Annotated in this window: 37 protein-coding genes; 29 read left to right on the plus strand and 8 right to left on the minus strand. The window is 50.7% G+C overall.

The genetic code is table 11. The features are described from left to right. The 29 genes from FHS30_RS15955 to rplQ all read left to right on the plus strand — a co-directional run. Window positions 1-183 (plus strand): EF-Tu C-terminal domain-related protein (locus FHS30_RS15955; RefSeq protein WP_484592902.1); only part of this gene is annotated, 183 nt, incomplete at its 5' end. Between the two features lie 224 nt (window positions 184-407). After that, a complete protein-coding gene (rpsJ, locus tag FHS30_RS15960) occupies window positions 408-719 on the plus strand; it encodes a 30S ribosomal protein S10 (protein WP_183911528.1) in 312 nt (103 codons plus the stop codon). Between the two features lie 103 nt (window positions 720-822). After that, a complete protein-coding gene (gene rplC, locus FHS30_RS15965; protein WP_183911529.1) occupies window positions 823-1467 on the plus strand; it encodes a 50S ribosomal protein L3 in 645 nt (214 codons plus the stop codon). A 20-nt stretch (window positions 1468-1487) separates the two neighbouring features. Next, entirely contained in the window at window positions 1488-2102 is a 615-nt protein-coding gene (rplD, locus tag FHS30_RS15970; protein WP_183911530.1) for a 50S ribosomal protein L4, read from the plus strand. Further along, complete coding sequence (gene rplW, locus FHS30_RS15975; RefSeq protein WP_183911531.1) at window positions 2099-2392, plus strand: 50S ribosomal protein L23; 294 nt, start codon at window positions 2099-2101, stop codon at window positions 2390-2392. Before rplD ends, rplW begins: the two co-directional genes overlap by 4 nt. A gap of 13 nt (window positions 2393-2405) precedes the next feature. Next, window positions 2406-3233 (plus strand): 50S ribosomal protein L2, encoded by an 828-nt coding sequence (gene rplB / locus FHS30_RS15980; protein WP_183911532.1) that lies wholly within the window; start codon window positions 2406-2408, stop codon window positions 3231-3233. Window positions 3234-3263: 30 nt separating this feature from the next. After that, entirely contained in the window at window positions 3264-3542 is a 279-nt protein-coding gene (gene rpsS, locus FHS30_RS15985; protein ID WP_183911533.1) for a 30S ribosomal protein S19, read from the plus strand. Window positions 3543-3557: 15 nt separating this feature from the next. Then, on the plus strand, window positions 3558-3890 hold the full coding sequence (rplV, locus tag FHS30_RS15990) for a 50S ribosomal protein L22 (RefSeq protein WP_183911534.1): 333 nt from the start codon (window positions 3558-3560) through the stop codon (window positions 3888-3890). A 13-nt stretch (window positions 3891-3903) separates the two neighbouring features. Continuing rightward, window positions 3904-4581 carry a 30S ribosomal protein S3 gene (gene rpsC / locus FHS30_RS15995; RefSeq protein ID WP_183911535.1) on the plus strand — a complete coding sequence of 226 codons (678 nt, stop codon included), beginning with the start codon at window positions 3904-3906 and terminating at the stop codon, window positions 4579-4581. Window positions 4582-4593: 12 nt separating this feature from the next. Next, window positions 4594-5007: a 50S ribosomal protein L16 gene (rplP, locus tag FHS30_RS16000; RefSeq protein WP_183911536.1), complete on the plus strand. Its 414-nt coding sequence runs from the start codon at window positions 4594-4596 to the stop codon at window positions 5005-5007. Continuing rightward, window positions 5007-5198, plus strand: a complete 192-nt coding sequence (rpmC, locus tag FHS30_RS16005; RefSeq protein ID WP_183911537.1) for a 50S ribosomal protein L29 — start codon at window positions 5007-5009, stop codon at window positions 5196-5198. The genes rplP and rpmC overlap by 1 nt, the downstream gene beginning before the upstream one ends. Before the next feature lie 2 nt (window positions 5199-5200). Next, window positions 5201-5467: a 30S ribosomal protein S17 gene (rpsQ, locus tag FHS30_RS16010; protein ID WP_183911538.1), complete on the plus strand. Its 267-nt coding sequence runs from the start codon at window positions 5201-5203 to the stop codon at window positions 5465-5467. A 37-nt stretch (window positions 5468-5504) separates the two neighbouring features. Further along, complete coding sequence (gene rplN, locus FHS30_RS16015; protein WP_183911539.1) at window positions 5505-5873, plus strand: 50S ribosomal protein L14; 369 nt, start codon at window positions 5505-5507, stop codon at window positions 5871-5873. A gap of 35 nt (window positions 5874-5908) precedes the next feature. Continuing rightward, on the plus strand, window positions 5909-6226 hold the full coding sequence (gene rplX, locus FHS30_RS16020; RefSeq protein WP_183911540.1) for a 50S ribosomal protein L24: 318 nt from the start codon (window positions 5909-5911) through the stop codon (window positions 6224-6226). 18 nt (window positions 6227-6244) lie between these two features. Continuing rightward, window positions 6245-6784 (plus strand): 50S ribosomal protein L5, encoded by a 540-nt coding sequence (rplE, locus tag FHS30_RS16025; protein WP_183911541.1) that lies wholly within the window; start codon window positions 6245-6247, stop codon window positions 6782-6784. Between the two features lie 10 nt (window positions 6785-6794). Then, on the plus strand, window positions 6795-7100 hold the full coding sequence (gene rpsN, locus FHS30_RS16030; protein WP_183911542.1) for a 30S ribosomal protein S14: 306 nt from the start codon (window positions 6795-6797) through the stop codon (window positions 7098-7100). Between the two features lie 29 nt (window positions 7101-7129). Further along, window positions 7130-7522 carry a 30S ribosomal protein S8 gene (rpsH, locus tag FHS30_RS16035; protein WP_183911543.1) on the plus strand — a complete coding sequence of 131 codons (393 nt, stop codon included), beginning with the start codon at window positions 7130-7132 and terminating at the stop codon, window positions 7520-7522. 12 nt (window positions 7523-7534) lie between these two features. Further along, window positions 7535-8068 carry a 50S ribosomal protein L6 gene (rplF, locus tag FHS30_RS16040; RefSeq protein ID WP_183911544.1) on the plus strand — a complete coding sequence of 178 codons (534 nt, stop codon included), beginning with the start codon at window positions 7535-7537 and terminating at the stop codon, window positions 8066-8068. A gap of 9 nt (window positions 8069-8077) precedes the next feature. Then, window positions 8078-8428 carry a 50S ribosomal protein L18 gene (rplR, locus tag FHS30_RS16045; protein ID WP_183911545.1) on the plus strand — a complete coding sequence of 117 codons (351 nt, stop codon included), beginning with the start codon at window positions 8078-8080 and terminating at the stop codon, window positions 8426-8428. A gap of 10 nt (window positions 8429-8438) precedes the next feature. Further along, the gene (rpsE, locus tag FHS30_RS16050; RefSeq protein WP_183911546.1) at window positions 8439-8948 is read left to right on the plus strand and encodes a 30S ribosomal protein S5; all 510 of its coding nucleotides are present in this window, start codon (window positions 8439-8441) and stop codon (window positions 8946-8948) included. 35 nt (window positions 8949-8983) lie between these two features. Continuing rightward, window positions 8984-9169, plus strand: a complete 186-nt coding sequence (rpmD, locus tag FHS30_RS16055) for a 50S ribosomal protein L30 (RefSeq protein ID WP_183911547.1) — start codon at window positions 8984-8986, stop codon at window positions 9167-9169. 2 nt (window positions 9170-9171) lie between these two features. Next, a complete protein-coding gene (gene rplO, locus FHS30_RS16060; RefSeq protein WP_183911548.1) occupies window positions 9172-9606 on the plus strand; it encodes a 50S ribosomal protein L15 in 435 nt (144 codons plus the stop codon). Window positions 9607-9618: 12 nt separating this feature from the next. Then, window positions 9619-10935, plus strand: a complete 1317-nt coding sequence (gene secY, locus FHS30_RS16065; protein ID WP_183911549.1) for a preprotein translocase subunit SecY — start codon at window positions 9619-9621, stop codon at window positions 10933-10935. Window positions 10936-10964: 29 nt separating this feature from the next. Next, window positions 10965-11081: a 50S ribosomal protein L36 gene (rpmJ, locus tag FHS30_RS16070; RefSeq protein WP_015047163.1), complete on the plus strand. Its 117-nt coding sequence runs from the start codon at window positions 10965-10967 to the stop codon at window positions 11079-11081. A 209-nt stretch (window positions 11082-11290) separates the two neighbouring features. Then, window positions 11291-11647, plus strand: a complete 357-nt coding sequence (gene rpsM, locus FHS30_RS16075) for a 30S ribosomal protein S13 (RefSeq protein WP_183911550.1) — start codon at window positions 11291-11293, stop codon at window positions 11645-11647. A 39-nt stretch (window positions 11648-11686) separates the two neighbouring features. Further along, on the plus strand, window positions 11687-12079 hold the full coding sequence (gene rpsK, locus FHS30_RS16080) for a 30S ribosomal protein S11 (RefSeq protein WP_183911551.1): 393 nt from the start codon (window positions 11687-11689) through the stop codon (window positions 12077-12079). 12 nt (window positions 12080-12091) lie between these two features. After that, the gene (rpsD, locus tag FHS30_RS16085) at window positions 12092-12712 is read left to right on the plus strand and encodes a 30S ribosomal protein S4 (protein WP_183911552.1); all 621 of its coding nucleotides are present in this window, start codon (window positions 12092-12094) and stop codon (window positions 12710-12712) included. A gap of 22 nt (window positions 12713-12734) precedes the next feature. Next, window positions 12735-13727, plus strand: a complete 993-nt coding sequence (locus FHS30_RS16090; protein ID WP_183911553.1) for a DNA-directed RNA polymerase subunit alpha — start codon at window positions 12735-12737, stop codon at window positions 13725-13727. Window positions 13728-13805: 78 nt separating this feature from the next. Then, window positions 13806-14186, plus strand: a complete 381-nt coding sequence (gene rplQ / locus FHS30_RS16095) for a 50S ribosomal protein L17 (protein WP_183911554.1) — start codon at window positions 13806-13808, stop codon at window positions 14184-14186. Window positions 14187-14373: 187 nt separating this feature from the next. Here rplQ and uvrA read toward each other — a convergent pair whose 3' ends face one another. From uvrA to FHS30_RS16135, 8 genes are all read right to left on the minus strand, one after another. Next, window positions 14374-17256 (minus strand): excinuclease ABC subunit UvrA, encoded by a 2883-nt coding sequence (gene uvrA / locus FHS30_RS16100; RefSeq protein ID WP_183911555.1) that lies wholly within the window; start codon window positions 17254-17256, stop codon window positions 14374-14376. Window positions 17257-17363: 107 nt separating this feature from the next. Continuing rightward, entirely contained in the window at window positions 17364-18449 is a 1086-nt protein-coding gene (locus FHS30_RS16105; protein ID WP_183911556.1) for a hypothetical protein, read from the minus strand. Between the two features lie 30 nt (window positions 18450-18479). After that, entirely contained in the window at window positions 18480-19061 is a 582-nt protein-coding gene (locus FHS30_RS16110; RefSeq protein WP_183911557.1) for a hypothetical protein, read from the minus strand. Between the two features lie 192 nt (window positions 19062-19253). Next, window positions 19254-20120, minus strand: coding sequence for a CsgG/HfaB family protein (locus FHS30_RS16115; RefSeq protein ID WP_183911558.1), 867 nt, complete (start codon window positions 20118-20120; stop codon window positions 19254-19256). Between the two features lie 14 nt (window positions 20121-20134). Further along, on the minus strand, window positions 20135-20545 hold the full coding sequence (locus tag FHS30_RS16120; protein WP_183911559.1) for a curli assembly protein CsgF: 411 nt from the start codon (window positions 20543-20545) through the stop codon (window positions 20135-20137). 9 nt (window positions 20546-20554) lie between these two features. Beyond that, window positions 20555-20965, minus strand: a complete 411-nt coding sequence (locus FHS30_RS16125; RefSeq protein ID WP_183911560.1) for a CsgE family curli-type amyloid fiber assembly protein — start codon at window positions 20963-20965, stop codon at window positions 20555-20557. Window positions 20966-20967: 2 nt separating this feature from the next. Then, window positions 20968-21627, minus strand: coding sequence for a LuxR C-terminal-related transcriptional regulator (locus FHS30_RS16130; protein WP_183911561.1), 660 nt, complete (start codon window positions 21625-21627; stop codon window positions 20968-20970). Window positions 21628-22004: 377 nt separating this feature from the next. Beyond that, window positions 22005-22556 carry a hypothetical protein gene (locus FHS30_RS16135; protein WP_183911562.1) on the minus strand — a complete coding sequence of 184 codons (552 nt, stop codon included), beginning with the start codon at window positions 22554-22556 and terminating at the stop codon, window positions 22005-22007. Window positions 22557-22776 lie beyond the last annotated feature (220 nt).

Raw genomic sequence — 22776 nt, forward strand, 5'->3', positions numbered from 1 at the left:
ACTACTGACGTAACTGGCGCATGTGAGCTGCCAGAGGGCGTTGAGATGGTAATGCCAGGTGATAACGTTCAGATGACCGTTACCCTGATTGCACCTATCGCTATGGAAGACGGTCTGCGTTTCGCGATTCGCGAAGGTGGCCGTACTGTTGGTGCCGGTGTTGTTGCAAAAATCATCGAGTAATCGGTGATTGCTGCCAGCACCCTGGTGCTGATGGCCGCATAGCCCTGCAGTTGCAGGGCTATGTCGTTAGTTAAGTGTTTGTTTTTATTGATGATTTAGCTGTTTTGGCTGTTTTTTCAACGAGCGCTTGACAGAGGGTCGGTCGGCCCTTAATATTGCGCCTCCGTTTTTCAGGGATTTCCCCTGGCGGATTGTTCTTTATAGTATTTTGGAGTTTGGTTCAGATGCAGAATCAGCGCATACGCATTCGCCTGAAGGCTTTCGATCACAAGTTGATCGACGCGTCTACTCAGGAAATCGTCGAGACAGCAAAACGTACGGGTGCACAAGTGCGTGGTCCGATTCCGCTGCCTACTCGTCGCGAGCGTTTCACCGTTCTGGTTTCACCGCACGTTAATAAAGACGCGCGCGATCAGTACGAAATCCGCACACATAAGCGTTTGTTGGATATTGTTGAGCCTACAGAAAAAACTGTAGACGCCTTAATGAAGCTGGACCTAGCTGCTGGTGTCGAAGTTCAAATTAGTCTCGGATAATTAACATTGCTGCCTGCCCACTGGGGTGGTGCAGGTGTGTGTAACGCTCTGAAATGGGCGGCCATAGCGGGTAAAAGCCCCGTACACCATTGAGGTTATTAAAATGACAATAGGTATTGTCGGTCGCAAAAGCGGCATGACCCGTATCTTTACTGATGACGGTGTTTCTATTCCTGTCACTGTGGTTGAGGTTGATCCCAACCGCATCACTCAGGTGAAGAGCGTCGAAACTGATGGTTACTCTGCTGTGCAGGTTACCTTGGGTTCGCGTCGCGCCTCACGTGTTGTTAAATCTGCTGCTGGTCACTTTGCCAAAGCAAATACTGAAGCCGGTCGTGCTTTGTATGAGCTGCGCAATGACGGTGGCGAAGCTTTTGAAGTGGGTGCAGAAATCACTGTTACCGCTTTCGAAGTTGGTCAAATCGTAGATGTCACTGGTACCTCCAAGGGTAAAGGTTTTGCCGGCACGGTTAAGCGCTGGAATTTCCGCACCCAGGATGCCACCCACGGTAACTCCCTTTCTCATCGCGTCCCTGGCTCTATCGGCCAGTGCCAGACTCCTGGCCGCGTATTCAAAGGCAAAAAAATGACCGGCCACATGGGTGCTGAGCGTGTAACTGTTCAGAACTTGGAAGTGGTTAAGGTCGATGCAGAGCGTAATTTGCTGTTGATTAAAGGCGCTGTTCCCGGAGCTCCGGGTGGCGACGTTATCGTGCGTCCGGCTGTTAAAGCGCGCAGCAACGGCTAAGTTTCCGAGGGGGATCGACCATGGAATTGAATATCACTACTCCAGCAGGCGCAAAAGGTACGGTTAACGTATCCGACGTAGCGTTTGCTCGTGAGTTTAATCAAGACTTGGTGCACCAGGCAGTTGTTGCTTATATGGCAGCGGCGCGTCAGGGAACCAAGGCCCAGAAAACTCGTGCAGAGGTTTCTGGTGGTGGCGCCAAGCCTTGGCGTCAAAAAGGCACTGGTCGTGCGCGTGCGGGTACCACTCGTGGTCCGCTATGGCGTACTGGTGGCGTTACATTTGCCGCCAAGCCACGCAGTTTTGATCAGAAGCTGAACAAGAAAATGTACCGCGCTGCTATGCAGTGCATCATGTCTGAGCTCGCTCGTCAGGAGCGCTTGGTTGTGGTTGATAGCTTCGAGCTGGAAGCCCCAAAAACCAAGGCTTTGGTGGGTCAGTTGGCGCAATACAATCTTTCTGATGTATTGATCGTAACTGAAGAGCTGAACATGAATCTTTATCTTGCAGCGCGCAACCTGCATAAAGTTGATGTGCGTGATGCTGAGGGTGTAGACCCTGTTAGCTTAATCCGCTTCGACAAGGTTGTGGTCACTGTGCCTGCGCTGAAGAAGCTTGAGGAGATGCTGGGATGAACCAAGAACGCATGTATAAAGTGTTGCTCGGTCCGGTAATTTCTGAAAAAGCTGCCGGTGCTGGTGAACAAGATCAGGTGGTTTTCAAGGTGCTTCCGAGCGCTGAGAAAGCTGAGATTAAAGCCGCTGTCGAAAAGCTCTTCAATGTAAAAGTTGAAGGTGTTCGTACCATTAATGTGAAGGGTAAAACCAAACGCACTAAGCACGGTATGGGCCAAAAGAGCGATTGGAAAAAGGCTTACGTACGTCTCGAGCAGGGTCAAGACATTGACTTTGCAGTAGCAGAGTAAGGGGATTGTTGAGATGGCAATTGTAAAACGTAAACCAACGTCTCCCGGTCGTCGCTTCGTTGAGAGCGTTGTTAATCCTGATCTACACAAAGGTGCACCTTATGCGCCCTTGTTGGAAAAGAAATCCAAGACCGGCGGTCGTAACAACAACGGTCGTATCACTACCCGTCATATCGGTGGTGGTCACAAGCAGCATTACCGTGTAATCGATTTTAAGCGCACTAAAGATGGTATTCCTGCCAAAGTAGAGCGTCTGGAATACGATCCAAACCGTAGCGCGAATATCGCTCTGGTTTGTTATGCCGACGGTGAGCGTCGCTACATTATTGCGCCTAAGGGTGTAAGTGCTGGCGATCAAATCATCAGTGGCGATGCAGCACCTATCAAGCCTGGTAATGCATTGCCTTTGCGCAACATTCCAGTGGGTTCTGTAATTCACTGTATTGAGTTGAAGCCTGGTAAGGGTGCACAAATGGTGCGTTCTGCTGGTACATCAGCTCAGCTGGTTGCTCGTGATGGTGCTTATGCAACCCTGCGTTTGCGCAGTGGTGAGATGCGTAAAGTGTTGAGCGAATGTCGTGCGACGTTGGGTGAAGTGTCCAACAGCGAACACAGCTTGCGCTCACTGGGTAAAGCCGGTGCCAAACGCTGGCGCGGTGTACGTCCAACCGTTCGCGGTGTGGCGATGAACCCGGTAGATCACCCACACGGTGGTGGTGAAGGCCGCACCTCAGGTGGTCGTCATCCGGTAACTCCATGGGGTGTGCCAACTAAGGGTTATAAGACTCGTAGTAACAAGCGCACAGATAACATGATTGTTCGTCGTCGCGGCAAGAAGTAATCGCGCGACTTAGCTGATAGGGGAATTGCAGTGCCACGTTCACTGAAGAAAGGTCCTTTCATCGATCTTCACCTGTTGAAGAAGGTCGAAGCAGCGATCGAAAAGAATGATCGTCGTCCAGTTAAAACCTGGTCGCGTCGTTCGATGATCATGCCAGATATGGTTGGTCTGACGATTGCTGTGCACAACGGGCGTCAACACGTTCCGGTTCTGGTCAACGAAGAAATGGTTGGTCATAAGCTGGGCGAATTCGCCGCCACTCGTACTTACCGCGGTCATATCGCGGATAAGAAAGCGAAGAAGCGCTAATTTGAGGTTATGACGATGGAAGTAGCAGCAAAATTACGCGGCGCTCGCTTATCGGCGCAGAAAGCTCGACTGGTCGCCGACCAGATTCGTGGCAAGGCCGTAGATGAAGCTCTCGACATTCTGGCGTTCAGCCCTAAAAAAGGCGCCGCCATTATTAAGAAAGTTTTGGAATCTGCGATTGCTAACGCAGAGCACAACGACGGTGCTGATGTGGACGAGTTGAAAGTTTCTACGATCTTTGTTGATGAAGGTCTGACAATGAAGCGTATTCAGCCTCGTGCTAAAGGTCGCGCAGACCGCATTATGAAGCGCACCTGCCACATTACCGTTAAAGTAGCAGACAAGTAAGAGAGCAGGCGTTATGGGTCAGAAAGTACATCCGACAGGTATTCGTCTGGGTATCGTTAAGAAGCATACTTCTGTTTGGTATGCCGGTAGTGATGAATACGCAGATAAGCTTTACACCGATTTGAAAGTGCGTGAGTACATTCAAAAGGAGCTTGCACATGCGTCTGTTAGTCGCATTGATATCGAGCGTCCTGCGAATACTGCTCGCGTTACCATCCACACTGCCCGTCCAGGCATTGTGATCGGTAAAAAAGGCGAAGACGTTGAAAAGTTGCGCAGTGCAATCACCGCCAAAATGGGCGTGCCTGTGCACATCAACATCGAAGAAATCCGCAAGCCTGATCTGGATGCGGCTCTGGTAGCACAAAGTGTTGCACAACAGTTGGAGCGTCGTGTGATGTTCCGTCGCGCTATGAAGCGCGTTGTGCAAAACGCCATGCGCCAGGGTGCTGAAGGTATCAAGGTACAGGTTGGCGGTCGTTTAGGCGGTGCAGAAATTGCTCGTTCTGAATGGTATCGCGAAGGTCGTGTGCCGTTGCACACCCTGCGTGCTGACATTGACTACGCCACTGCCGAGGCGAAAACCACTTACGGCATCATTGGCGTGAAAGTATGGATCTTCAAGGGCGAAGTTTTGGGTGGTGAAGCACCCGTAGAAACTCCAGCGCCTAAGAAGAAGTCTTCTAAGTAAGGGGTACGCAAGATGCTGCAACCGAAGCGTACAAAGTTTCGTAAGCAAATGAAGGGCCGCAACCGCGGCTTGGCCCAGCGTGGCTCCAAGGTTAGCTTTGGCGAATTTGGCTTAAAAGCCATCGGTCGTGGTCGCATCACTGCTCGTCAGATTGAAGCGGCTCGTCGTGCGATGACTCGTCACATTAAACGTGGCGGTAAGATCTGGATCCGTGTGTTCCCAGACAAGCCAATTACCGAAAAGCCCTTGGAAGTACGTCAGGGTAAAGGTAAGGGTAACGTTGAATACTGGGTAGCTCAGATTCAACCAGGCAAGGTGTTGTATGAGATGGAAGGTGTATCCGAGCAACTGGCTCGCGAAGCCTTCGCTCTGGCTGCAGCCAAACTGCCGCTGACTACAACTTTCGTTAAGCGTACGGTGATGTAATGAAAACTTCAGAACTCCGCGAAAAATCAGTTCAAGAGCTGAATGCGGCGCTGTTGGATGAGCTTCAGGCTCAGTTCAAGCTCCGTATGCAGGCGGCCACTGGCCAACTGAGTCAGACTCATCTGTTGAAGAAAGCTCGTCGCGACATCGCACGTATCAAGACAGTGCTGACCGAAAAGGCAGGTAATTAACAATGGATCAGGCAAATAAAACTGCGCGTACGCTGACTGGTAAAGTTGTTAGCGACAAGATGGACAAGTCCATTGTTGTGCTGATTGAGCGTCGCGAAAAGCACCCGATTTACGGCAAGTATGTAAGTAAGTCGTCTAAGTTGAAGGCTCATGATGAGAAAAACGAGTGCAAGATTGGTGACCTGGTCACCATCGCTGAATCTCGTCCTCTCTCGAAAACTAAGTCTTGGGCTTTAGTTAAAATTGAAGAGCGCGCTGCTGAAATTTAATTCAGTAACGCTCGATTAAGAGTTTCGGAGACGGACCATGATTCAAACTGAATCCTACTTAGAAGTGGCTGACAACAGTGGTGCTCGCCGCGTTATGTGTATCAAGGTGCTGGGCGGTTCACATCGTCGTTATGCATCTGTTGGTGACATCATCAAGGTCACCGTGAAGGAAGCCATTCCTCGCGGTAAGGTCAAAAAGGGTCAAGTGATGAAGGCTGTCGTAGTGCGCACTAAAAAAGGTGTTCGCCGCCCAGACGGATCGCTGATCAAATTTGATGACAACGCAGCTGTACTACTTAACAACCAAGACGCTCCTATCGGCACTCGTATTTTTGGGCCGGTAACTCGTGAGCTTCGCGGTGACAAGTTTATGAAAATCATTTCTCTGGCACCTGAAGTACTGTAAGTACAGGCCAGAGTCAGAGAATCGAGGACAGGCAAATGCGTAAGATCAAACGTGATGACGAAGTGGTTGTTATCGCCGGGCGCGATAAGGGCAAGCGTGGCAAAGTTGTGCGCGTACTGGCCGACAATCGTTTGGTTGTTTCAGGTATAAACATGATCAAGAAGCACCAGAAGCCGAACCCGCAATTGCAGGTTCCTGGTGGGATCATTGAAAAAGAGGCTCCGATTCAGGTTTCTAATGTTGCAATCTTTAATGCTGCAACACAGAAAGCAGATCGCGTAGGCTTCAAAATTCTCGAAGACGGGAAGAAGATTCGCGTCTTTAAATCCAGCGGCGAAGCCGTAGACGCATAAGCAGACCAGGTAGCAGAAATGGCTAGGCTGAAAGATCTTTACAAAAAAGAAATCGCGCCCAAGCTCAAGCAAGAGCTGGGACTGGCGAATGTGATGGAAATTCCACGCATCACCAAAATCACTCTTAACATGGGTGTAGGTGAAGCGGTTGGCGACAAAAAAGTGCTTGAGCACGCTGTTGCCAACTTGGAGCAAATTGCGGGTCAGAAGGTAGTAATTACCAAGAGCCGTAAATCCATTGCTGGTTTTAAAATTCGTGATGGTTGGCCCATCGGCTGTAAGGTAACCCTGCGTCAGGATCGTATGTACGAATTCCTCGATCGCTTGGTTTCCATCGCGATCCCACGTATCCGTGACTTCCGTGGCGTAAGCCCTAAGCAGTTTGACGGTCGTGGTAACTTCTCTATGGGCGTTACTGAGCAGATCATTTTCCCGGAAATCGATTACGATAAAATCGATAAAATCCGCGGTCTTGATATCTGTATCACTACTACCGCTCGTAACGATGAGGAAGGTCGCGCGCTGTTAAAAGCGTTCAACTTCCCGTTCAAAGGATAAGGGTAGGACTATGGCCAAGAAATCTATGATTGCACGCGAATTAAAGCGTACAAAAACAGTAGCCAAATTCGCTGCCAAGCGTGCCGAGCTGAAAGCTATTATCAGTAGCACAGCATCCTCTGACGAGGAAGTATGGGACGCACAGCAGAAACTGCAGGCTATGCCACGTGATGCCAGCCCTAGTCGTCAACAGCGTCGCTGTCGTCTGACTGGTCGCCCGCACGCTGTATACCGCAAGTTCGGCCTGTGCCGTAACAAGTTGCGTGAAGCAGCCATGCGCGGTGACGTGCCTGGTCTGGTTAAATCTAGCTGGTAATAGACGGCTGTTTTCAGGAGCAGAATCCAATGAGTATGCAAGATCCTTTGGCAGATATGCTGACCCGCGTTCGAAATGCGCAAATGGTTGGTAAGCCAAGCGTAACCATGCCGTCTTCCAACTTGAAGGCAAGCGTTGCACGCGTGCTGCAAGAAGAAGGCTATATTACAGGTTTTTCTGTAAGCGAAGGCGTCAAGCCAGAGCTGACTGTTGATCTGAAATATTACGAAGGTAAGCCAGTAATTGCTGAGCTTGACCGTGTAAGCCGTCCAGGCCTACGTAATTATGCTGGTAAGGATGAGCTGCCTTCGGTCCGTGGTGGACTGGGTGTAGCGATCGTTTCTACCAGTAAAGGTGTTATGACCGACCGCGCAGCGCGTGCTGCTGGCGTGGGCGGTGAAGTGCTCTGCACTGTATTCTAACGGGAAGTCGTCATGTCACGAGTTGCAAAAAGTCCGGTTGAAATACCTGCTGGCGTTGATGTTAGCCTGAAAGGCCAAGACATCACTATTAAAGGCAAGCAAGGTACATTGGCACTCGCGGTCCACACTGCTGTGGAAGTAAAGCAGGACGGTAACGTTCTGACTTTCGCGCCGCGCGACAACGCCAAGCAGTCCAATGCGCAAGCGGGCACCGCCCGTGCGCTGGTAAATAACATGGTTAAGGGTGTTACTGAAGGCTTCGAAAAGAAGCTGACCTTGATCGGTGTTGGTTACCGTGCGAAAGCATCTGGAAACACTGTAAACCTGACGTTGGGCTTTTCTCACCCTATTGATTACACCTTACCGGAAGGTGTAAAGGCTGAGACCCCTAGTCAGACCGAAGTAGTACTAAAGAGCGCCGACAAGCAATTGCTTGGTCAGGTTGCCTCTGAGATTCGCGCATTCCGTCCACCAGAGCCTTACAAAGGCAAGGGTGTTCGCTATAGCGACGAAAACGTACTACGTAAAGAAGCTAAGAAGAAGTAGGGCTAGGTTATGAGCGACAAGAAAATTGCTCGTCAGCGTCGTGCTCGCCGTGCTCGTGCGAAAATCGCCGAGCTCAAAGTGACTCGCTTGACGATTCATCGCACTCCCCGCCACATCTACGCCCAGATTATTTCTGGCGAAGGCGCCAAAGTGCTGGCTTGCGCATCAACTCTGGATAAGAGCTTGCGTGAAGGTAAGACAGGCAACGTAGAAGCCGCCAAGGCTGTTGGCAGTCTGATCGCTGAGCGTGCGAAAGCCGCTGGCGTGACCCAAGTAGCGTTCGATCGCAGTGGTTTCAAATACCACGGTCGAATTAAAGCATTGGCCGACGCCGCGCGTGAAGCCGGCCTGGAATTCTAAAGGTTGAATCATGGCTTACGATCAAAAAGACAAAGCTAACTCTGAAGGCTTACAAGAGAAGTTGGTTCAGGTTAACCGTGTTGCTAAAACCGTAAAGGGCGGCCGCATTTTCGCGTTCACCGCGCTGACAGTGGTAGGTGACGGCAATGGTAAAGTAGGCTTCGGCCGTGGCAAGGCGCGTGAAGTGCCAATCGCCATTCAGAAGGCTATGGAAGCTGCCCGTCGCAACATGATCCAAGTTGAGCTGAATGGTGATACCATCCAGTACCCAACGAAGGGTCGTCACGGTGGCTCAAAAGTTTACATGCAGCCTGCTTCGCAAGGTACTGGTGTTATCGCCGGTGGTGCAATGCGCGCTGTATTAGAAATTGCTGGCGTCCAAAACATTCTGTCAAAGTGCTACGGCTCTACCAACCCGGTAAACGTTGTGCGTGCGACATTTGATGCGCTGAAGGCCATGGTTTCTCCGGAATCCGTCGCTGCCAAGCGTGGCAAAAGTGTTGAAGACATTTTGGGCTAACGCCTGGGATATAGAACTGAGAATTCGGAACGACCATGGCTAAGAAAACTGTCAAAGTGACTCAGGTGAAAAGCTCAATCGGCCGCCTGAAGAACCACCAGGCTTGCTTGAAAGGTCTGGGGCTGCGTCGCATCGGTCACACCGTAGAGGTGGAAGACACGCCTGCGGTACGTGGAATGATTAACAAAGTGACCTATATGGTCCAGGTAGAGGGAGAGTAAGCATGCGTTTGAATACTCTAAGCCCCAACCCCGGTCGCGTTCACTCCAAGAAGCGCGTAGGTCGCGGTATTGGTAGTGGGTTAGGCAAGACTGCTGGTCGCGGTCACAAGGGTTTGAAATCCCGTTCAGGCGGTAGTGTTCGTCCAGGCTTCGAAGGCGGTCAAATGCCTTTGCAGAAGCGTCTGCCAAAATTTGGTTTCACCTCACGTATCGGTCGCGTAACTGCTGAGATTCGTTTGGCTGAGCTGAACAAGGTAGAAGGCGAGATTGTAGATTTGGATGCGCTGAAGCGTGCTGATATCATCGGCACCAACATCAAGCGCGCCAAGATCATGCTGTCTGGCGAGCTGACTAAAGCAGTAACTGTAAAAGGTTTGGCTGTGACCAAGGGTGCCAAGGCTGCAATTGAAGCCGCTGGCGGTAAAGTAGAAGAATAAGACGAGGTCCCAATGGCGAGTAATCTGCCATTAGGAAATCAGAAGGGATTAGGCGAGCTTTGGGCTCGCCTTCGTTTTCTGTTTCTGGCTATTGTGGTTTACCGGATAGGGACTCACATCCCTGTACCGGGCTTGGATCCAGATCGTCTGGCGAGCCTGTTTAATCAAAACCAAGGCACCATCTTGGGTTTGTTTAACATGTTCTCTGGCGGTGCACTCGAGCGCATGAGTATTTTGGCGTTGGGCATTATGCCCTACATCTCCGCCTCTATTATCATGCAGCTGATGACGGCGGTGACGCCTTCGTTGGAGCAGCTCAAGAAGGAGGGTGACGCAGGTCGCCGCAAAATCAGTCAGTACACTCGTTACTTCACAGTAATGTTGGCGACCTTCCAAGGTATAGCCATGGCCGTCGGTTTTTCCGGCCAGGCGTACGGTGGCGAGCCAGGATTCAGCTTCTACTTCATTGCTGTCGTGTCGTTGGTAACCGGCGCGGTATTCATGATGTGGTTAGGCGAGCAGGTAACAGAGCGCGGTATCGGTAATGGTATTTCCATGCTGATCTTCGCAGGTATTGTGGCCGGTTTGCCAAGTGCGGTGGGGCAGGCGTTTGAGAGCTCACGTCAGGGCGACCTTCACATCCTGATGCTGCTGGCGATCACCTTCCTTGCGATATTGATTGTTTGGTTTGTGGTGCGTGTAGAGCGCGGTCAGCGTCGTATCACTGTAAACTACGCCAAGCGTCAGCAAGGGCGTCAGGCAATGCCAGCACAAAGCAGCCACTTGCCACTGAAAGTGAATATGGCGGGCGTAATTCCCCCCATTTTCGCGAGTAGCCTGTTGCTGTTCCCGGCGTCAATCTCCAGTTGGTTCGGACAGGGAGAGGGCGCGGGTGCGGAATTCCTGCAGGAGCTAGCGCTGGCCATTGGTCCAGGGCAGCCACTGAACTTTGTACTGTTTGCTGGCATGATCATCTTTTTCTGCTTCTTCTATACAGCGTTGATGTTCAACCCTAAAGAAGTCGCGGACAATTTGAAAAAGTCTGGTGCTTACATTCCGGGCATACGCCCTGGAGATCAGTCCGCTAAGTACATTGATTCGGTACTTACACGCCTGACTGTCGTAGGTGCACTGTACATGGCGGCTGTGTGTTTATTACCGCAGTTCCTGATTGTTGCAACGAATGTTCCCTTCTATTTAGGTGGAACGTCATTGTTGATTGTGGTCGTGGTGGTTATGGACTTTATGTCACAAGTTCAGGCCCATTTAATGTCTCATCAGTACGATTCACTGATGAAGAAATCCAACTTGAAGAGTGTCGGCCGCTAGGGTCGGGGCTGATTTAAGCGAGGTAGAAAATGAAAGTTCGTGCTTCAGTTAAGAAAGTTTGCCGCAACTGTAAAATGGTTAAGCGCAACGGTGTTCTGCGGGTAATCTGCAGTGTTGAGCCGCGCCACAAGCAGCGTCAGGGCTAATTTTCGTCTGAGCCCTAGGGCTTGGACAACCCACGACAGCACCATTTGAGGGCTGTTTTGGGATAGGGGGCGTTGACTGTCGCCCGGGGAGTAATCCCCGGGCTATTGCATTTTGCTGGTATATTCGCTATCCTGCCGCGCCTTTTGGTGTGGTGGGTGGCGTGTATTGCTGTCAACGCTACAATTTTATGCTTTATGGAGTAAATTGAATGGCCCGTATTGCTGGTGTCAACATACCAGATAACAAACATGCGGTTATCTCCTTGACCTACGTGTTCGGCATTGGTCGTACCACAGCTCAGCAAATTTTAGCTGAGACTGGTATTGCTGAAACGACCAAGGTTGGCGAGTTGTCCGAAGAACAATTGGATGTGCTGCGTGGTGAAGTCACCAAGCGTACTGTGGAAGGCGATCTGCGTCGTGAAATCAACATGAACATCAAGCGATTGATGGATCTGGGTTGTTTCCGCGGTCTACGTCACCGTCGCAATCTGCCCGTACACGGTCAGCGCACCAAGACAAACGCCCGCACCCGTAAGGGTCCGCGCAAGCCAATCAAGAAGTAATTGGCTTTTCGGTAACCAAAGGTTTAGGAAGAGATTGCTATGGCCAAGCCAAGTAATAAGACTGTTCGCAAGAAAGTCAAAAAGACCGTGGTTGATGGTGTTGCCCACATCCATGCTTCTTTTAACAACACGATTGTGACCATCACTGACCGTCAGGGTAACACCCTTTCATGGGCGACTGCCGGTGGTTCAGGTTTCCGTGGTTCACGTAAAAGTACGCCCTTCGCTGCTCAGGTAGCTGCTGAGCGTGCTGGTCAGGCTGCGCAAGAATACGGCTTGAAGAACCTCGACGTGGAAGTAAAGGGCCCAGGCCCAGGCCGCGAATCTGCTGTTCGCGCGCTTAATAATGTTGGCTACAAAATCACCAACATCGTAGACGTCACGCCGATTCCACACAACGGCTGCCGTCCTTCCAAGAAGCGTCGCGTTTAAGGGGACTGAACAATGGCACGTTATATCGGACCAAAGTGTAAGCTGGCGCGTCGCGAAGGAACAGATCTGTTCCTTAAAAGTGGTGCTCGCCCGCTAGATTCAAAATGTAAAGCTGAAACTGCACCTGGCATGCATGGCCAGCGTCGTGGCCGTTTGTCGGACTACGGTGTGCAGCTTCGCGAAAAGCAAAAAGTTCGTCGCATTTACGGCGTTCTGGAAAAGCAATTCCGCGGTTACTACAAAGAAGCAGCCCGTCGCAAGGGTGCAACCGGTGAAAACCTGTTGAAGCTGTTGGAAACACGTTTAGATAACGTTGTTTACCGTATGGGTTTCGGTTCTACTCGTTCCGAAAGCCGCCAGCTGGTTTCTCATAAGGCGATTTTGGTTAACGGCAAGACTGTTAACATCCCGTCTTATCAAGTAGCTGAAGGCGATGTGGTTTCTGTTCGTGAGAAAGCCAAAGCTCAACTGCGTATTCAGCAGGCTTTGACCTTGGCAGCTCAGCGCGCAGACGTTGAATGGGTTGATGTAAGCAGCGACAAGAAGGAAGGCACGTTCAAGCGTGTTCCCGATCGCGCAGACTTGCCAGCCGATATCAACGAAAACCTGATCGTTGAACTTTACTCCAAGTAATTAACCGCTAACAGGAACGGCTATGCAGAGTGCAGTAAACGAGTTTTATACACCGCGTCATATCGACGTTACCGAATTGAGCTCAACCCGCTCAAAGGTGGTCTTAGAGCCTCTGGAGCGTGGCTTCGGTCATACATTGGGCAATGCGTTACGTCGCATCTTGCTTTCTTCCATGCCCGGCTGTGCGATCACCGAAGTAAAAATCGACGGTGTACAACACGAGTACAGTGCTATTGAAGGTGTGCAGGAAGACGTTATCGAAATCCTGCTTAACCTGAAGGGTGTAGCAGTAGTCATGCACGGCAAAGATCAGGTTGAACTGACTTTGTCGAAAAAGGGCGCAGGCGTTGTTACTGCCGCTGATATTCAGGTAGATCACGAAGTCGAGATTAAAAATCCCGATCACGTGATTGCCCATATCACTGGCGACAAAGCGCTGAATATGAAATTGACCGTTGCTCGCGGTCGTGGCTACGAGCCCGCTGATCAGCGTCATAGTGACGAGGAAGAAACTCGTGCTATTGGTCGTCTGCAGTTGGATGCATCCTTCAGCCCGGTGAAGCGTTTAGCTTACTCTGTTGAAAGTGCGCGCGTTGAGCAGCGCACCGATTTGGATAAGCTGGTGCTCGATTTGGAAACCAACGGCACTATTGAGCCCGAGGAAGCCATTCGTCGCGCCGCGACTATCCTGCAGCAGCAGTTGGCAGTATTTGTTGATCTGGAAGGCGAAAAAGAAGCCGAGCCAGTACGTAAAGAAGAGGAAATCGATCCGGTGCTGTTGCGCCCAGTTGATGACCTTGAGCTTACCGTACGCTCAGCTAACTGCCTGAAAGCAGAAAACATTTACTACATCGGCGACCTTATTCAGCGCACTGAAGTTGAGCTGTTAAAGACTCCGAACCTGGGTAAAAAATCACTCACCGAAATCAAAGACATCCTTGCCTCGCGCGGCTTGTCTTTGGGCATGCGTCTCGAAAACTGGCCACCGGCTAGCTTGCGTACAGACGATAAGTAGGTAGATTCTGCGCGTGGTTCGCCACGCGCTTAACAAGATTTGCTGATATAGCAATCAGAACGTATAGGATTTAGCGTCATGCGTCATCGTAAAAGTGGCCGTCAACTGAATCGAAACAGCTCACACCGTAAGGCCATGTTTAAAAATATGGCTATCTCACTGGTTGAGCATGAACTGATCAAAACCACTTTGCCTAAGGCCAAGGAACTGCGTCGCGTCGTAGAACCCTTGATCACATTGGCGAAGACTGACAGTGTTGCCAACCGTCGTTTGGCGTTCAGCCGTTTGAACAACGACAAAGCGGTAGGTAAGCTGTTTAACGAACTAGGCCCACGTTTCGAAGCCCGTCCCGGCGGTTATATTCGTATTTTGAAGTGTGGTCTGCGTACTGGTGACAAAGCGCCTATGGCCTATGTCGAACTAGTCGATCGCAACGCAAAAGAAGAAGCTGCCGAGTAATCAGCGCTTCATCTTAAAAAGACCGGGCTTAGCCCGGTTTTTTTATGCCTAATATTTATTGGTGAGCGCGCCCCGAAGTTGAGGGGTAGGCCGGCCATTTAGATCGGCCGGCAACTTGAGTAGATCTCGAAAAGGCGATATTGAGAGGGCTGTGGGGATGTTTTGGTTTACGTTACCCCAATGGCCTCTATGTTCTAGAGGCTTTGGTGTTGGTTTTTTTCTTGGTCTGGCTGCTGGCCTTTGCCGCGCTGGCTAGCAAGGGCTTTAGAAATTGACCCGTATGGGAATGTTTCATTTTGGCAACGGCTTCAGGCGTTCCCTCGGCAATTATTTCACCGCCGCCGCTACCGCCCTCGGGACCAAGATCAACCACCCAGTCGGCGGTCTTAATGACATCTAGGTTGTGCTCAATGACGACAACGGTGTTGCCGTGGTCTCTTAGTCGATGCAGCACGTTTAGCAGCTGCTGTATGTCGTAAAAGTGCAGTCCAGTGGTAGGCTCATCAAGAATATAGAGCGTTTTACCTGTATCTCGCTTACTGAGCTCGCGGGAAAGCTTAACTCGTTGCGCTTCACCGCCCGATAGGGTGGTGGCGGCTTGGCCCAGGCGAATATAGGATAGACCTACGTCCATTAAGGTTTGTAGTTTTTTGGCAATGGCGGGCACCGCGTCGAAAAATTCCCGGGCATCCTCAACAGTTAAGTCTAAAACTTCGTGTATGTTCTTACCCTTGAATTTAACTTCAAGCGTTTCCCGGTTGTAGCGTTTGCCTTTACATACATCGCAGGGCACGAACACGTCCGGCAGAAAATGCATTTCAACTTTCGTAACGCCATCACCCTGGCAGGCTTCGCAGCGCCCGCCTTTAACGTTGAAACTGAAGCGTCCAGGTTTGTAGCCGCGCGAACGAGATTCTTGCGTGCCCGCAAAGATGTCGCGGATCGGGGTAAATATACCGGTGTAGGTGGCAGGGTTAGATCTCGGTGTGCGGCCAATGGGGCTTTGGTCGATATCGACACACTTATCAAATTGGTCCAGCCCTTCGACTTTTTTGTAAGGCGCAGCTTTTAGGGTGGTGGCTTTATTCAATGCTGTTGCCGCTAAGGGATGTAAGGTCGCGTTAATCAGCGTTGATTTACCGGACCCAGATACGCCCGTAACGCACGTCATCAGCCCAACGGGAATCGACAGTGTTACATCTTTCAGGTTGTTACCTGTTGCGCCGCTCAGCACCAGTTGGGCATCTTTGCGATTCTCGTGCCTTTTGGGAGGTACGGCAATCGAACGGCGACCCGATAGATAGTCGGCGGTAAGTGAGTTTTTCGCTTTCAGCACTTGTTTATACGTGCCCGCTGCAACCACTTCGCCGCCATGAACACCGGCGCCTGGGCCGATATCGATCAGGTAGTCGGCACTGCGAATCGCATCCTCATCATGCTCAACCACGATGACGGTATTGCCTAAATCCCGCAGGTGCGTCAGCGTGCGCAGTAAGCGTTCATTGTCTCGTTGGTGTAAGCCAATGGATGGCTCATCTAGAATGTACATGACGCCGACTAGCCCGGCGCCTATTTGGCTAGCTAAGCGAATGCGCTGGGCTTCGCCGCCGGACAAAGTGTCGGCGCTGCGATTCAGGGAAAGGTAATTTAAACCAACGTCCACCAAAAATTGAAAGCGGTCGCGTAGCTCCTTCAGAATCTTACTGGCGATTTCCTGCTTGCGACCTTTAAACTTCAGTTGCTCGAAGTAGGTAAAGGCATCACCTACCGGCAAGCTGGTAATTTCTGGCAATGTTTTATTGTCTACAAACACGTTGCGCGCATCGCGCCTTAGTCGTGTGCCATCGCACTCAGGGCAAAGTTGATGGGAAAGAAATTTCGCTAGATCTTCGCGCACCATTTGAGAATCTGTGTCGCGGTAGCGGCGCTCCATGTTGGGTAGCACCCCTTCAAAGCGATGCGTACGTTGGTAAATATCGCCTCTGTCATTAACGTAGCGGAAGGAAATCTCTTGCGTGCCCGAACCATAAAGCACCGACTCGCGGTCTTTCTTCCGCAATTTTTTCCAAGGCGTGTCTATTGAAAAACCATAGTGATCCGCAATGGAGGTAAGCATGTGAAAGTAGTAAACATTGCGGCGGTCCCAGCCGCGAATTGCCCCTTCCGCGAGCGTCAACTCGGGGTCGTGGACTACTTTTTCTTCATCGACAAATTGCTTGGCGCCAAGGCCGTCACAGCTGGGGCAGGCGCCGGCTGGATTGTTGAAGGAAAACAGGCGAGGTTCGAGTTCCGCTAAGCTGTAGTCACAAATGGGGCAGGCGTGCTTGGCGCTGAAGATACGGTCTTCGCCATCGCCATCCATGTAGCTGATGATAGCTTGCCCGTCTGCGAGATTGAGTGCCGTCTCAAAGGATTCCGCGAGGCGTAACTGGAGATCATCCTTTACTTTAAAGCGGTCTATGACCACTTCGATACTGTGTTTCTTCTTCTTATCGAGTTGCGGGGCATCGTCTAGATCTACAACGAGTCCGTTGATCCGCGCGCGAATGAAGCCGTCGCGCTGCAACTGCTCCATGATATGTAAGTGCTCACCTTTGCGATCGCGCACCAAGGGCGCGAGCAACATGATCTTGCTGCCTTCAGGCAATGCCAATACCTGATCCACCATTTCGCTGACGGTTTGCGCGGCTAATGGTTCCCCGTGGACGGGGCAGCGAGGCTCGCCTACGCGCGCATACAGCAATCGCAGGTAATCATAGATCTCCGTTATGGTGCCAACGGTGGAGCGCGGGTTATGAGAGGTGGACTTCTGCTCGATGGAAATTGCAGGGCTTAGGCCCTCAACATGATCCACGTCGGGCTTTTCCATCATGGATAAGAACTGACGGGCGTAGGTTGATAGCGATTCTACATAGCGACGCTGACCTTCCGCGTACAGGGTGTCAAACGCGAGTGACGACTTACCTGAGCCCGACAGTCCGGTGATGACTACCAGCTTGTCGCGGGGGATGTCTAGGTCGATATTCTTTAGGTTGTGGGTGCGCGCCCCACGGACTTGAATGCTATCCACTTAACAACTCTCTAGTGGTTGAAAACCGACCATTATAGAGCCTGAGAGCAGGACTGTCAGAAAAGAAAAAGGGGCCCAAAGGCCCCTTGGTGTATCAGCGCAACAAATTAATTTTGCGTAATTATGGCATGGTTACCAGCACCACTAGATTGGGTGATGATAGCCATATCATTCATGCCGCCCTGCTGAACAGTGGCGATGTTGGGGTTGTCCGCCATGCCGTAACCGGTTTGAAGCACAGATGCCATGTTGCCAGTACCCATTTGCTGAACGTCTGCCATGTTCATTTCGCCAGATTGATCGATATCAGCCATATTTTGTGCACCAGGTTGATCAATGGCTGCGGTGTTAAATGCACCGGTCTGCACGATCAAGGCCAAGTTTTGATCGCCGGCACCTTGAGCGATGTCTGCCTGCAGCATGTCACCGTTTTGGTCAACAATGGCTTCGCTCTCCATTGATTGATCTTGATTGATGTTCGCGTTGTTGCCGAAGCCCACTTGGGTGATGTCGGCAAGGGAGCTATCGGAGATCGCTGTCTGGCTAATATTAGCGGTATGCATCATGCCTTCTTGGCTGATGTTCGCTTCGGCATACCATGAATCGTCTTGTGAGATGTTGGCCTCATGGTAGTCGCCAGTTTGATAAATAAAAGCTTGGTCACCCAGCGTGTAGTACTGACTGATGGTGGCATTACTGTTGAATGCAGACTGCTGCTGAATCTCAGCGTTATTACCTTCAGCAATGGTTTGATCGATAGTCGCCGTGCTCAGCGCGGAGTCTGTTTGATCAATGGAGGCCATATTGTCCCACGCGTAGACTTGGCTGATGGTGGCGGTGGCTACATCGGAAACCATGGTTTGTGTAATCTGTGCGTTGTTGCCCTCGCCGTCTTGCACAATTGCGCCTTCAGCATACCAGCTGTCATTTTGAGTGATAGCTGCGCGGTTATCGATGCCTACGGTGTCGATGGTGGCGGTCATCGGGGCTAAGCTATCGCCTTGCACAATGGCTGCACCATTGCCGCTGCCGTCTTGAAATACAGTTGCTATGCCATCGTTAACTGCTGTCTGGTCTATGGTGGCCGTGTTGTTGTCGCCAATTTGATCTGCGGTTGCAATGCTGTTGTCAGCAATTGCGCCAGAGCTGATCAGTGCGATAGCAAGTGCAAGTGGAGTTATATGTTTTTTCATAGCATCTTCCTTATTGATTAAGTATGGGTCTTACTGAAGTTGTCGAACGGTCGTGGTTTGATGGTTGCCATACTGAACAACCACACTCGTTAAACTTGAGCCGTGTTGGTGAACAGTGGCAGAGTTTTGGTAGCCAACTTGTTTGACTAAACTGCGATTATCGGCGCCGTGCTGGGCAATGTTTGCCTCATTGCCCGAGCCGATTTGAACCAGGGTGCTCTGATTGTGCGAGCCACTTTGAACGATAGTGGCAATGTGAAGGTCGCCGGACTGTTGCGTTAGGCTGATGTGTCGATCGCCTAGTTGCTCTACGGATAAGACATTGCCAAATCCTGCCTGCAGCGATGCTGTGCTATTGCCAAAACCGGTTTGTAGGCTGGCGGTGGTGTTGTCACTGCCGTGCTGAATGCTAACCGCAAGGTTATTCGTACCCATTGGCGCAAGGCTTGCCAATTCGTCGCCGAATAAGTCTAGGTTGTGTGTGTCGATATCGGATTGCTGGTCAGACGGGAGCGGCGCGGCCGAGGCGATGTTGAACAAAGACAGGAGGCAGGTGCAAAAAACCACAGTATTGGCGACGTTTTTCCATCGTCTTTTGTGTAAGTCGTCCATGTAAGTTGGCAACCACGTTTATGAATGTCGGGCTCATTTTGTGGTTTGTTTCACATTGTCTCTATCGCGCTTAAGTGTGGATTTTAAGCCCGGACACCAAGGCTAAATTCATGCCTGAATTAATCGTCATTTAATTTATTAGTTATTTAGCGTGAGTGAAAAATAAACATGCACGTCCATGTGCAAGAAGTGCTAAAGAATGTCAGGTGTTTGCGATAAGTATTGCTGAAGTACAGGATTATTTAATTCTTCAGGATTCGCTAAAGACCAACTGTTTTTCTTCAAACCGTCGGCAATTAGGTGAATTAATGCCGCTTCTAGTGCAGATAAAACGCACATTTGTGCCGGTTCATTGGTCGTCATGCCCGCTTCAACTTCCAATAGTCGTTTGAATTCCACAAAGCGAAATACGCCACCACTCAGCTCCTGTGACAGTATTGATTTACTCGTCATAACGCTGTGTAAAATTCGTCCGGATCGTATGTCGATTGCTCGTAAGTTAACGGTCACTTGGTCTGATCGGTATTGTTCGGAAGCGCCAATCCCAAAATAGCGCGCTCCGGCGCCACCGGTTTTGATATTGGATTCGTAGGCTACAACGCTGCCTTCGATCAAGACATTGGCTGCCAGTAATGAGGGCAGCTCCTCGTCATTGTTTTGCGGTGTATTGGGCTTTTTTAGCGCGGCGCGAATTATCTTTCTTTCGGTTAGTAGGTTTTGTAAACCTTCGCGCTCTAGAGGAATGAACCAGCCAGAATCATTCATAGCGTTTACCAGCATGGCGGTCGCGCCTTGCGTAACCGCCGTTGAAAATGAACTGGCCGGCATGGGCTTGTATTGCCCTGTTTGGTCGCGAATGGTGTAGACCGTAGCAACAATTTTCCCCCGTGGCTGTGGGAGGCTTATTAAATCTCGATAGGTGCTAGCTCTTGGTGTCAGCGTAGATTTGCTGATCTCGGGTCCGAAAAGATTTTCGTTGGTATCTTTTACGGTCTGGCAGCCAGTTAGCAGCAATAGCAGACAAGGCAGCGCGAGCTGCTTGAAATAATGGGCGCGCATAATTCTTCCTGAATTTAGTTCTGGGGGTTCAGTCCGGAAACCACGATTTCCGTTACATCATTAGTGTTCTTATCAGTGATGATTACGGTTAACACGCCTCCATCGTCGACTAGATCGACGATAAATGCATCTGTTTGCAAGCTGCCGCTGTTGCCGTTGCCTACATCCGTGAGTAACTGGTTGAGCAGGCGCGACTGCAATGAGCTGGTGAATCGCTCGATATCGGATGGCGCTTGGTAGCCATCTCCCAGATCTGGATTTTTATTGGTGTCTTGGGCGCTGGCATTGCCCAGTAGGTAGCTACCATTCAGTGCATTGCCGCCAAAATTTGGATTGACGGGAGTGTAAATCAGCTCTGATGCAATGCCGGTGGCATGAATGCTACAGCCGAGCAATATGCCAAGCAGGGGCGTTTTTTTATTCATGGTCGTGTCTCAATATTCGTCCTGAGCGAGATCAAATGTGTCCATAAACAACATCTGTAATTGTTGCTGTTGGGCTTGGTTGTGGATGTATTGTGCGGCACTTGTCGCTTCATTGCTCAGGTCAACTTTCCCTGGCGGTAAAAAGCGGCGGTAAACTTCGCGATTATCCAGCGTGACCCAGATAAGGCTACCCCAGCGCGCGGAGGGGCGCTCATAAACGGTGAGGTTGTAATCGTTGTTTTGGGAGAAATTGGTATTTCGGTAGTCACCGAGATAGCGTGCGAACTCGTGCCCTACCCGCGTAATGGTGCTGTCGTGAGTGAAGCCCGAAATTTCGTCGTCAATGTCGTCTGCGCAGCTAAATTGGATCGGCAGTAAAAGCAACCCTGTGGCAACTAAAAGCCACGAAATGTGATGCATGATTAAATGTTATTTCTCGCCCAATTAGATGCCTGCAACCGATTTTTCACATCGATTTTTTTGAACACGTTGTAAAGGTGGCTTTTTATGGTGTGTTCACTCACGAATAGTGCTTCCGCAATCTGCAAGTTTGTTGCGCCGCCAGCGAGCAATTCCATAATTTGAAGTTCGCGGCGGGTCAGCATTTGCCGAGACCCAGCGTCCATCGGGGGGCGACGATTTTGTTCTATCAGTTGGTGGGTGACTTCGCGCGGCAGCCAAAGGTGGCCAGATATGAGTGCGCCTAGGCCTTTAAGCAATTGATTGTGATCGGCATTAATGTAAAACAGCCCTTTAACTTGAGGCCATTCTGCCAAATGTTCTTGCTCGGAATTTTGGATGACATTGAACAGTGCGATCACTAAACGATTGTGCTTGCTCTGTAGGTTTTGCAGTAGGCTGCGCAGTGCATTCATGTCGAAGTGTTGAGCGTCAATTAATAATAGTGACTGTTCGCTATCGAGCATTTGCCCAACCTGTTGAGGCTGGTCGGCCAAGCGGCAGTCTAATTGGAGCTTGTCAGACATGAGATTGGCCAGCATTTTAGATTGCATGCTGGATTCGCTCAGCAGCACCATGGTTTCGGCGCTGGCTTTTTGAGATGCACTGGTGGCGTTCATCATTCTCGAGTCCATATTAATTATGATTTGCTATCCATTGCGTCTTGGCGCTGCACGTAAGAGTAAAGTGTCACTATTAGTACGGCAAGACGGTGGAACTCAGACTTCTAAAAATACCACCTTAGTATGGGTTCCTTAGATTTTTTGGCAAGTGCTCTGATGGCTTTTAGGCGTTAAATTTCAGCTAGTATTGAACGTAAAAACGACTGGCGCAAAAGCATCCCGAATATGTTCGTTTTTTAGGCTAAAGGCTTCGGTATGTCGGGGTTTTGGAGTGGGATTAGGCTGAGTGTCGCGGGTGGTACTGACGTAGCAGTCACAAAAAGCTCATAAAAAAAGCCCCCTTTGGGGGCTTTTTTAAGACTTCCGTGCTGCTGTGGCTACTTGCCTGCAGCAGTGGCTGCGGCTTCGCTGAATCCCGCTGTTAAGGCGTGGGCAACCATCACTTCGTCTAGGCCAACGGACAGTGCGCGATCTTGTACCGCAGCGGCGAGCATGGGCCGCTCGGAGACAACCGCGCGGATCATGTCATTGGCGTGCTCGGCGTCGGCACTGGCCAGGGTGGATTCCAATTCATTGAGCAGCTGGTCGTCAGACACCGCGTTTATGGCCACTTGGGCCTCTGTGCTCGCAATGGCAAATTCAGCACTAACAATGGCGGCCGCCAATTGGTTAAAGGCTTCCTGCCGGCTCACATCGCGAATGGCGAAATCGGCTTCGGCAAGCGCAATGATTAGGTCGGCTTCAGCGATGGAGGCGGTTAGGCTGTTGATGGCCTCTTGAGAGGTGGCGGCCATGATGGCCTCATCGGCGTAGCTCAGGCTACTTTCAAGGGCTGCGGCAGCCTGGCTGGCGTCTTTTAGAGGTGTATCGGCTTGGGCCATTGAGCCAATTAAGGCAAGGCCAAGCAGGCCGCGTGTCAGTGTTTTCATCGCTACATCCTGATGTGATTTATTGTTGAGTAGCCGGCTGCATATCTTTCAACAGGGTTGTCTCAAGGCATTGGCTGGCGCCGCCTAGAATTGTTCAAATTCTAATCATTTCACTATAGCGATCGCCACGCTTCTAAGCAATTAGCGCGAAAGAAGAGATAGTTATAGATAATGACGTGCCCAGACCAAATTGCGCTAAAGCCTGCCTGCCATTGAAGTG

Origin of the sequence: Simiduia aestuariiviva (genome assembly GCF_014192475.1) — a bacterium.
GTDB classification, from domain to species: domain Bacteria; phylum Pseudomonadota; class Gammaproteobacteria; order Pseudomonadales; family Cellvibrionaceae; genus Simiduia; species Simiduia aestuariiviva.

Bases quoted from the DNA above. Each gene is read 5' to 3' on its own strand.
- rplF (WP_183911544.1), top strand. From the start codon at position 7,535: ATGTCACGAGTTGCAAAAAGTCCGGTTGAAATACCTGCTGGCGTTGAT.
- rplQ (WP_183911554.1), top strand. From the start codon at position 13,806: ATGCGTCATCGTAAAAGTGGCCGTCAACTGAATCGAAACAGCTCACAC.
- rpsH (WP_183911543.1), top strand. From the start codon at position 7,130: ATGAGTATGCAAGATCCTTTGGCAGATATGCTGACCCGCGTTCGAAAT.
- FHS30_RS16120 (WP_183911559.1), bottom strand. From the start codon at position 20,545: ATGAATAAAAAAACGCCCCTGCTTGGCATATTGCTCGGCTGTAGCATT.
- rpsM (WP_183911550.1), top strand. From the start codon at position 11,291: ATGGCCCGTATTGCTGGTGTCAACATACCAGATAACAAACATGCGGTT.
- rpsN (WP_183911542.1), top strand. From the start codon at position 6,795: ATGGCCAAGAAATCTATGATTGCACGCGAATTAAAGCGTACAAAAACA.
- FHS30_RS16110 (WP_183911557.1), bottom strand. From the start codon at position 19,061: ATGGACGACTTACACAAAAGACGATGGAAAAACGTCGCCAATACTGTG.
- FHS30_RS16125 (WP_183911560.1), bottom strand. From the start codon at position 20,965: ATGCATCACATTTCGTGGCTTTTAGTTGCCACAGGGTTGCTTTTACTG.
- FHS30_RS16105 (WP_183911556.1), bottom strand. From the start codon at position 18,449: ATGAAAAAACATATAACTCCACTTGCACTTGCTATCGCACTGATCAGC.
- rpsE (WP_183911546.1), top strand. From the start codon at position 8,439: ATGGCTTACGATCAAAAAGACAAAGCTAACTCTGAAGGCTTACAAGAG.
- rplR (WP_183911545.1), top strand. From the start codon at position 8,078: ATGAGCGACAAGAAAATTGCTCGTCAGCGTCGTGCTCGCCGTGCTCGT.
- rplB (WP_183911532.1), top strand. From the start codon at position 2,406: ATGGCAATTGTAAAACGTAAACCAACGTCTCCCGGTCGTCGCTTCGTT.
- rpsJ (WP_183911528.1), top strand. From the start codon at position 408: ATGCAGAATCAGCGCATACGCATTCGCCTGAAGGCTTTCGATCACAAG.
- FHS30_RS16130 (WP_183911561.1), bottom strand. From the start codon at position 21,627: ATGATGAACGCCACCAGTGCATCTCAAAAAGCCAGCGCCGAAACCATG.
- rpmD (WP_183911547.1), top strand. From the start codon at position 8,984: ATGGCTAAGAAAACTGTCAAAGTGACTCAGGTGAAAAGCTCAATCGGC.
- rpsQ (WP_183911538.1), top strand. From the start codon at position 5,201: ATGGATCAGGCAAATAAAACTGCGCGTACGCTGACTGGTAAAGTTGTT.
- rplW (WP_183911531.1), top strand. From the start codon at position 2,099: ATGAACCAAGAACGCATGTATAAAGTGTTGCTCGGTCCGGTAATTTCT.
- rplP (WP_183911536.1), top strand. From the start codon at position 4,594: ATGCTGCAACCGAAGCGTACAAAGTTTCGTAAGCAAATGAAGGGCCGC.
- rplV (WP_183911534.1), top strand. From the start codon at position 3,558: ATGGAAGTAGCAGCAAAATTACGCGGCGCTCGCTTATCGGCGCAGAAA.
- rpsD (WP_183911552.1), top strand. From the start codon at position 12,092: ATGGCACGTTATATCGGACCAAAGTGTAAGCTGGCGCGTCGCGAAGGA.
- rpmJ (WP_015047163.1), top strand. From the start codon at position 10,965: ATGAAAGTTCGTGCTTCAGTTAAGAAAGTTTGCCGCAACTGTAAAATG.
- rplX (WP_183911540.1), top strand. From the start codon at position 5,909: ATGCGTAAGATCAAACGTGATGACGAAGTGGTTGTTATCGCCGGGCGC.
- secY (WP_183911549.1), top strand. From the start codon at position 9,619: ATGGCGAGTAATCTGCCATTAGGAAATCAGAAGGGATTAGGCGAGCTT.
- rplD (WP_183911530.1), top strand. From the start codon at position 1,488: ATGGAATTGAATATCACTACTCCAGCAGGCGCAAAAGGTACGGTTAAC.
- rplC (WP_183911529.1), top strand. From the start codon at position 823: ATGACAATAGGTATTGTCGGTCGCAAAAGCGGCATGACCCGTATCTTT.
- FHS30_RS16135 (WP_183911562.1), bottom strand. From the start codon at position 22,556: ATGAAAACACTGACACGCGGCCTGCTTGGCCTTGCCTTAATTGGCTCA.
- FHS30_RS16115 (WP_183911558.1), bottom strand. From the start codon at position 20,120: ATGCGCGCCCATTATTTCAAGCAGCTCGCGCTGCCTTGTCTGCTATTG.
- rpmC (WP_183911537.1), top strand. From the start codon at position 5,007: ATGAAAACTTCAGAACTCCGCGAAAAATCAGTTCAAGAGCTGAATGCG.
- rpsC (WP_183911535.1), top strand. From the start codon at position 3,904: ATGGGTCAGAAAGTACATCCGACAGGTATTCGTCTGGGTATCGTTAAG.
- rplE (WP_183911541.1), top strand. From the start codon at position 6,245: ATGGCTAGGCTGAAAGATCTTTACAAAAAAGAAATCGCGCCCAAGCTC.
- rpsK (WP_183911551.1), top strand. From the start codon at position 11,687: ATGGCCAAGCCAAGTAATAAGACTGTTCGCAAGAAAGTCAAAAAGACC.
- rplN (WP_183911539.1), top strand. From the start codon at position 5,505: ATGATTCAAACTGAATCCTACTTAGAAGTGGCTGACAACAGTGGTGCT.
- rplO (WP_183911548.1), top strand. From the start codon at position 9,172: ATGCGTTTGAATACTCTAAGCCCCAACCCCGGTCGCGTTCACTCCAAG.
- FHS30_RS16090 (WP_183911553.1), top strand. From the start codon at position 12,735: ATGCAGAGTGCAGTAAACGAGTTTTATACACCGCGTCATATCGACGTT.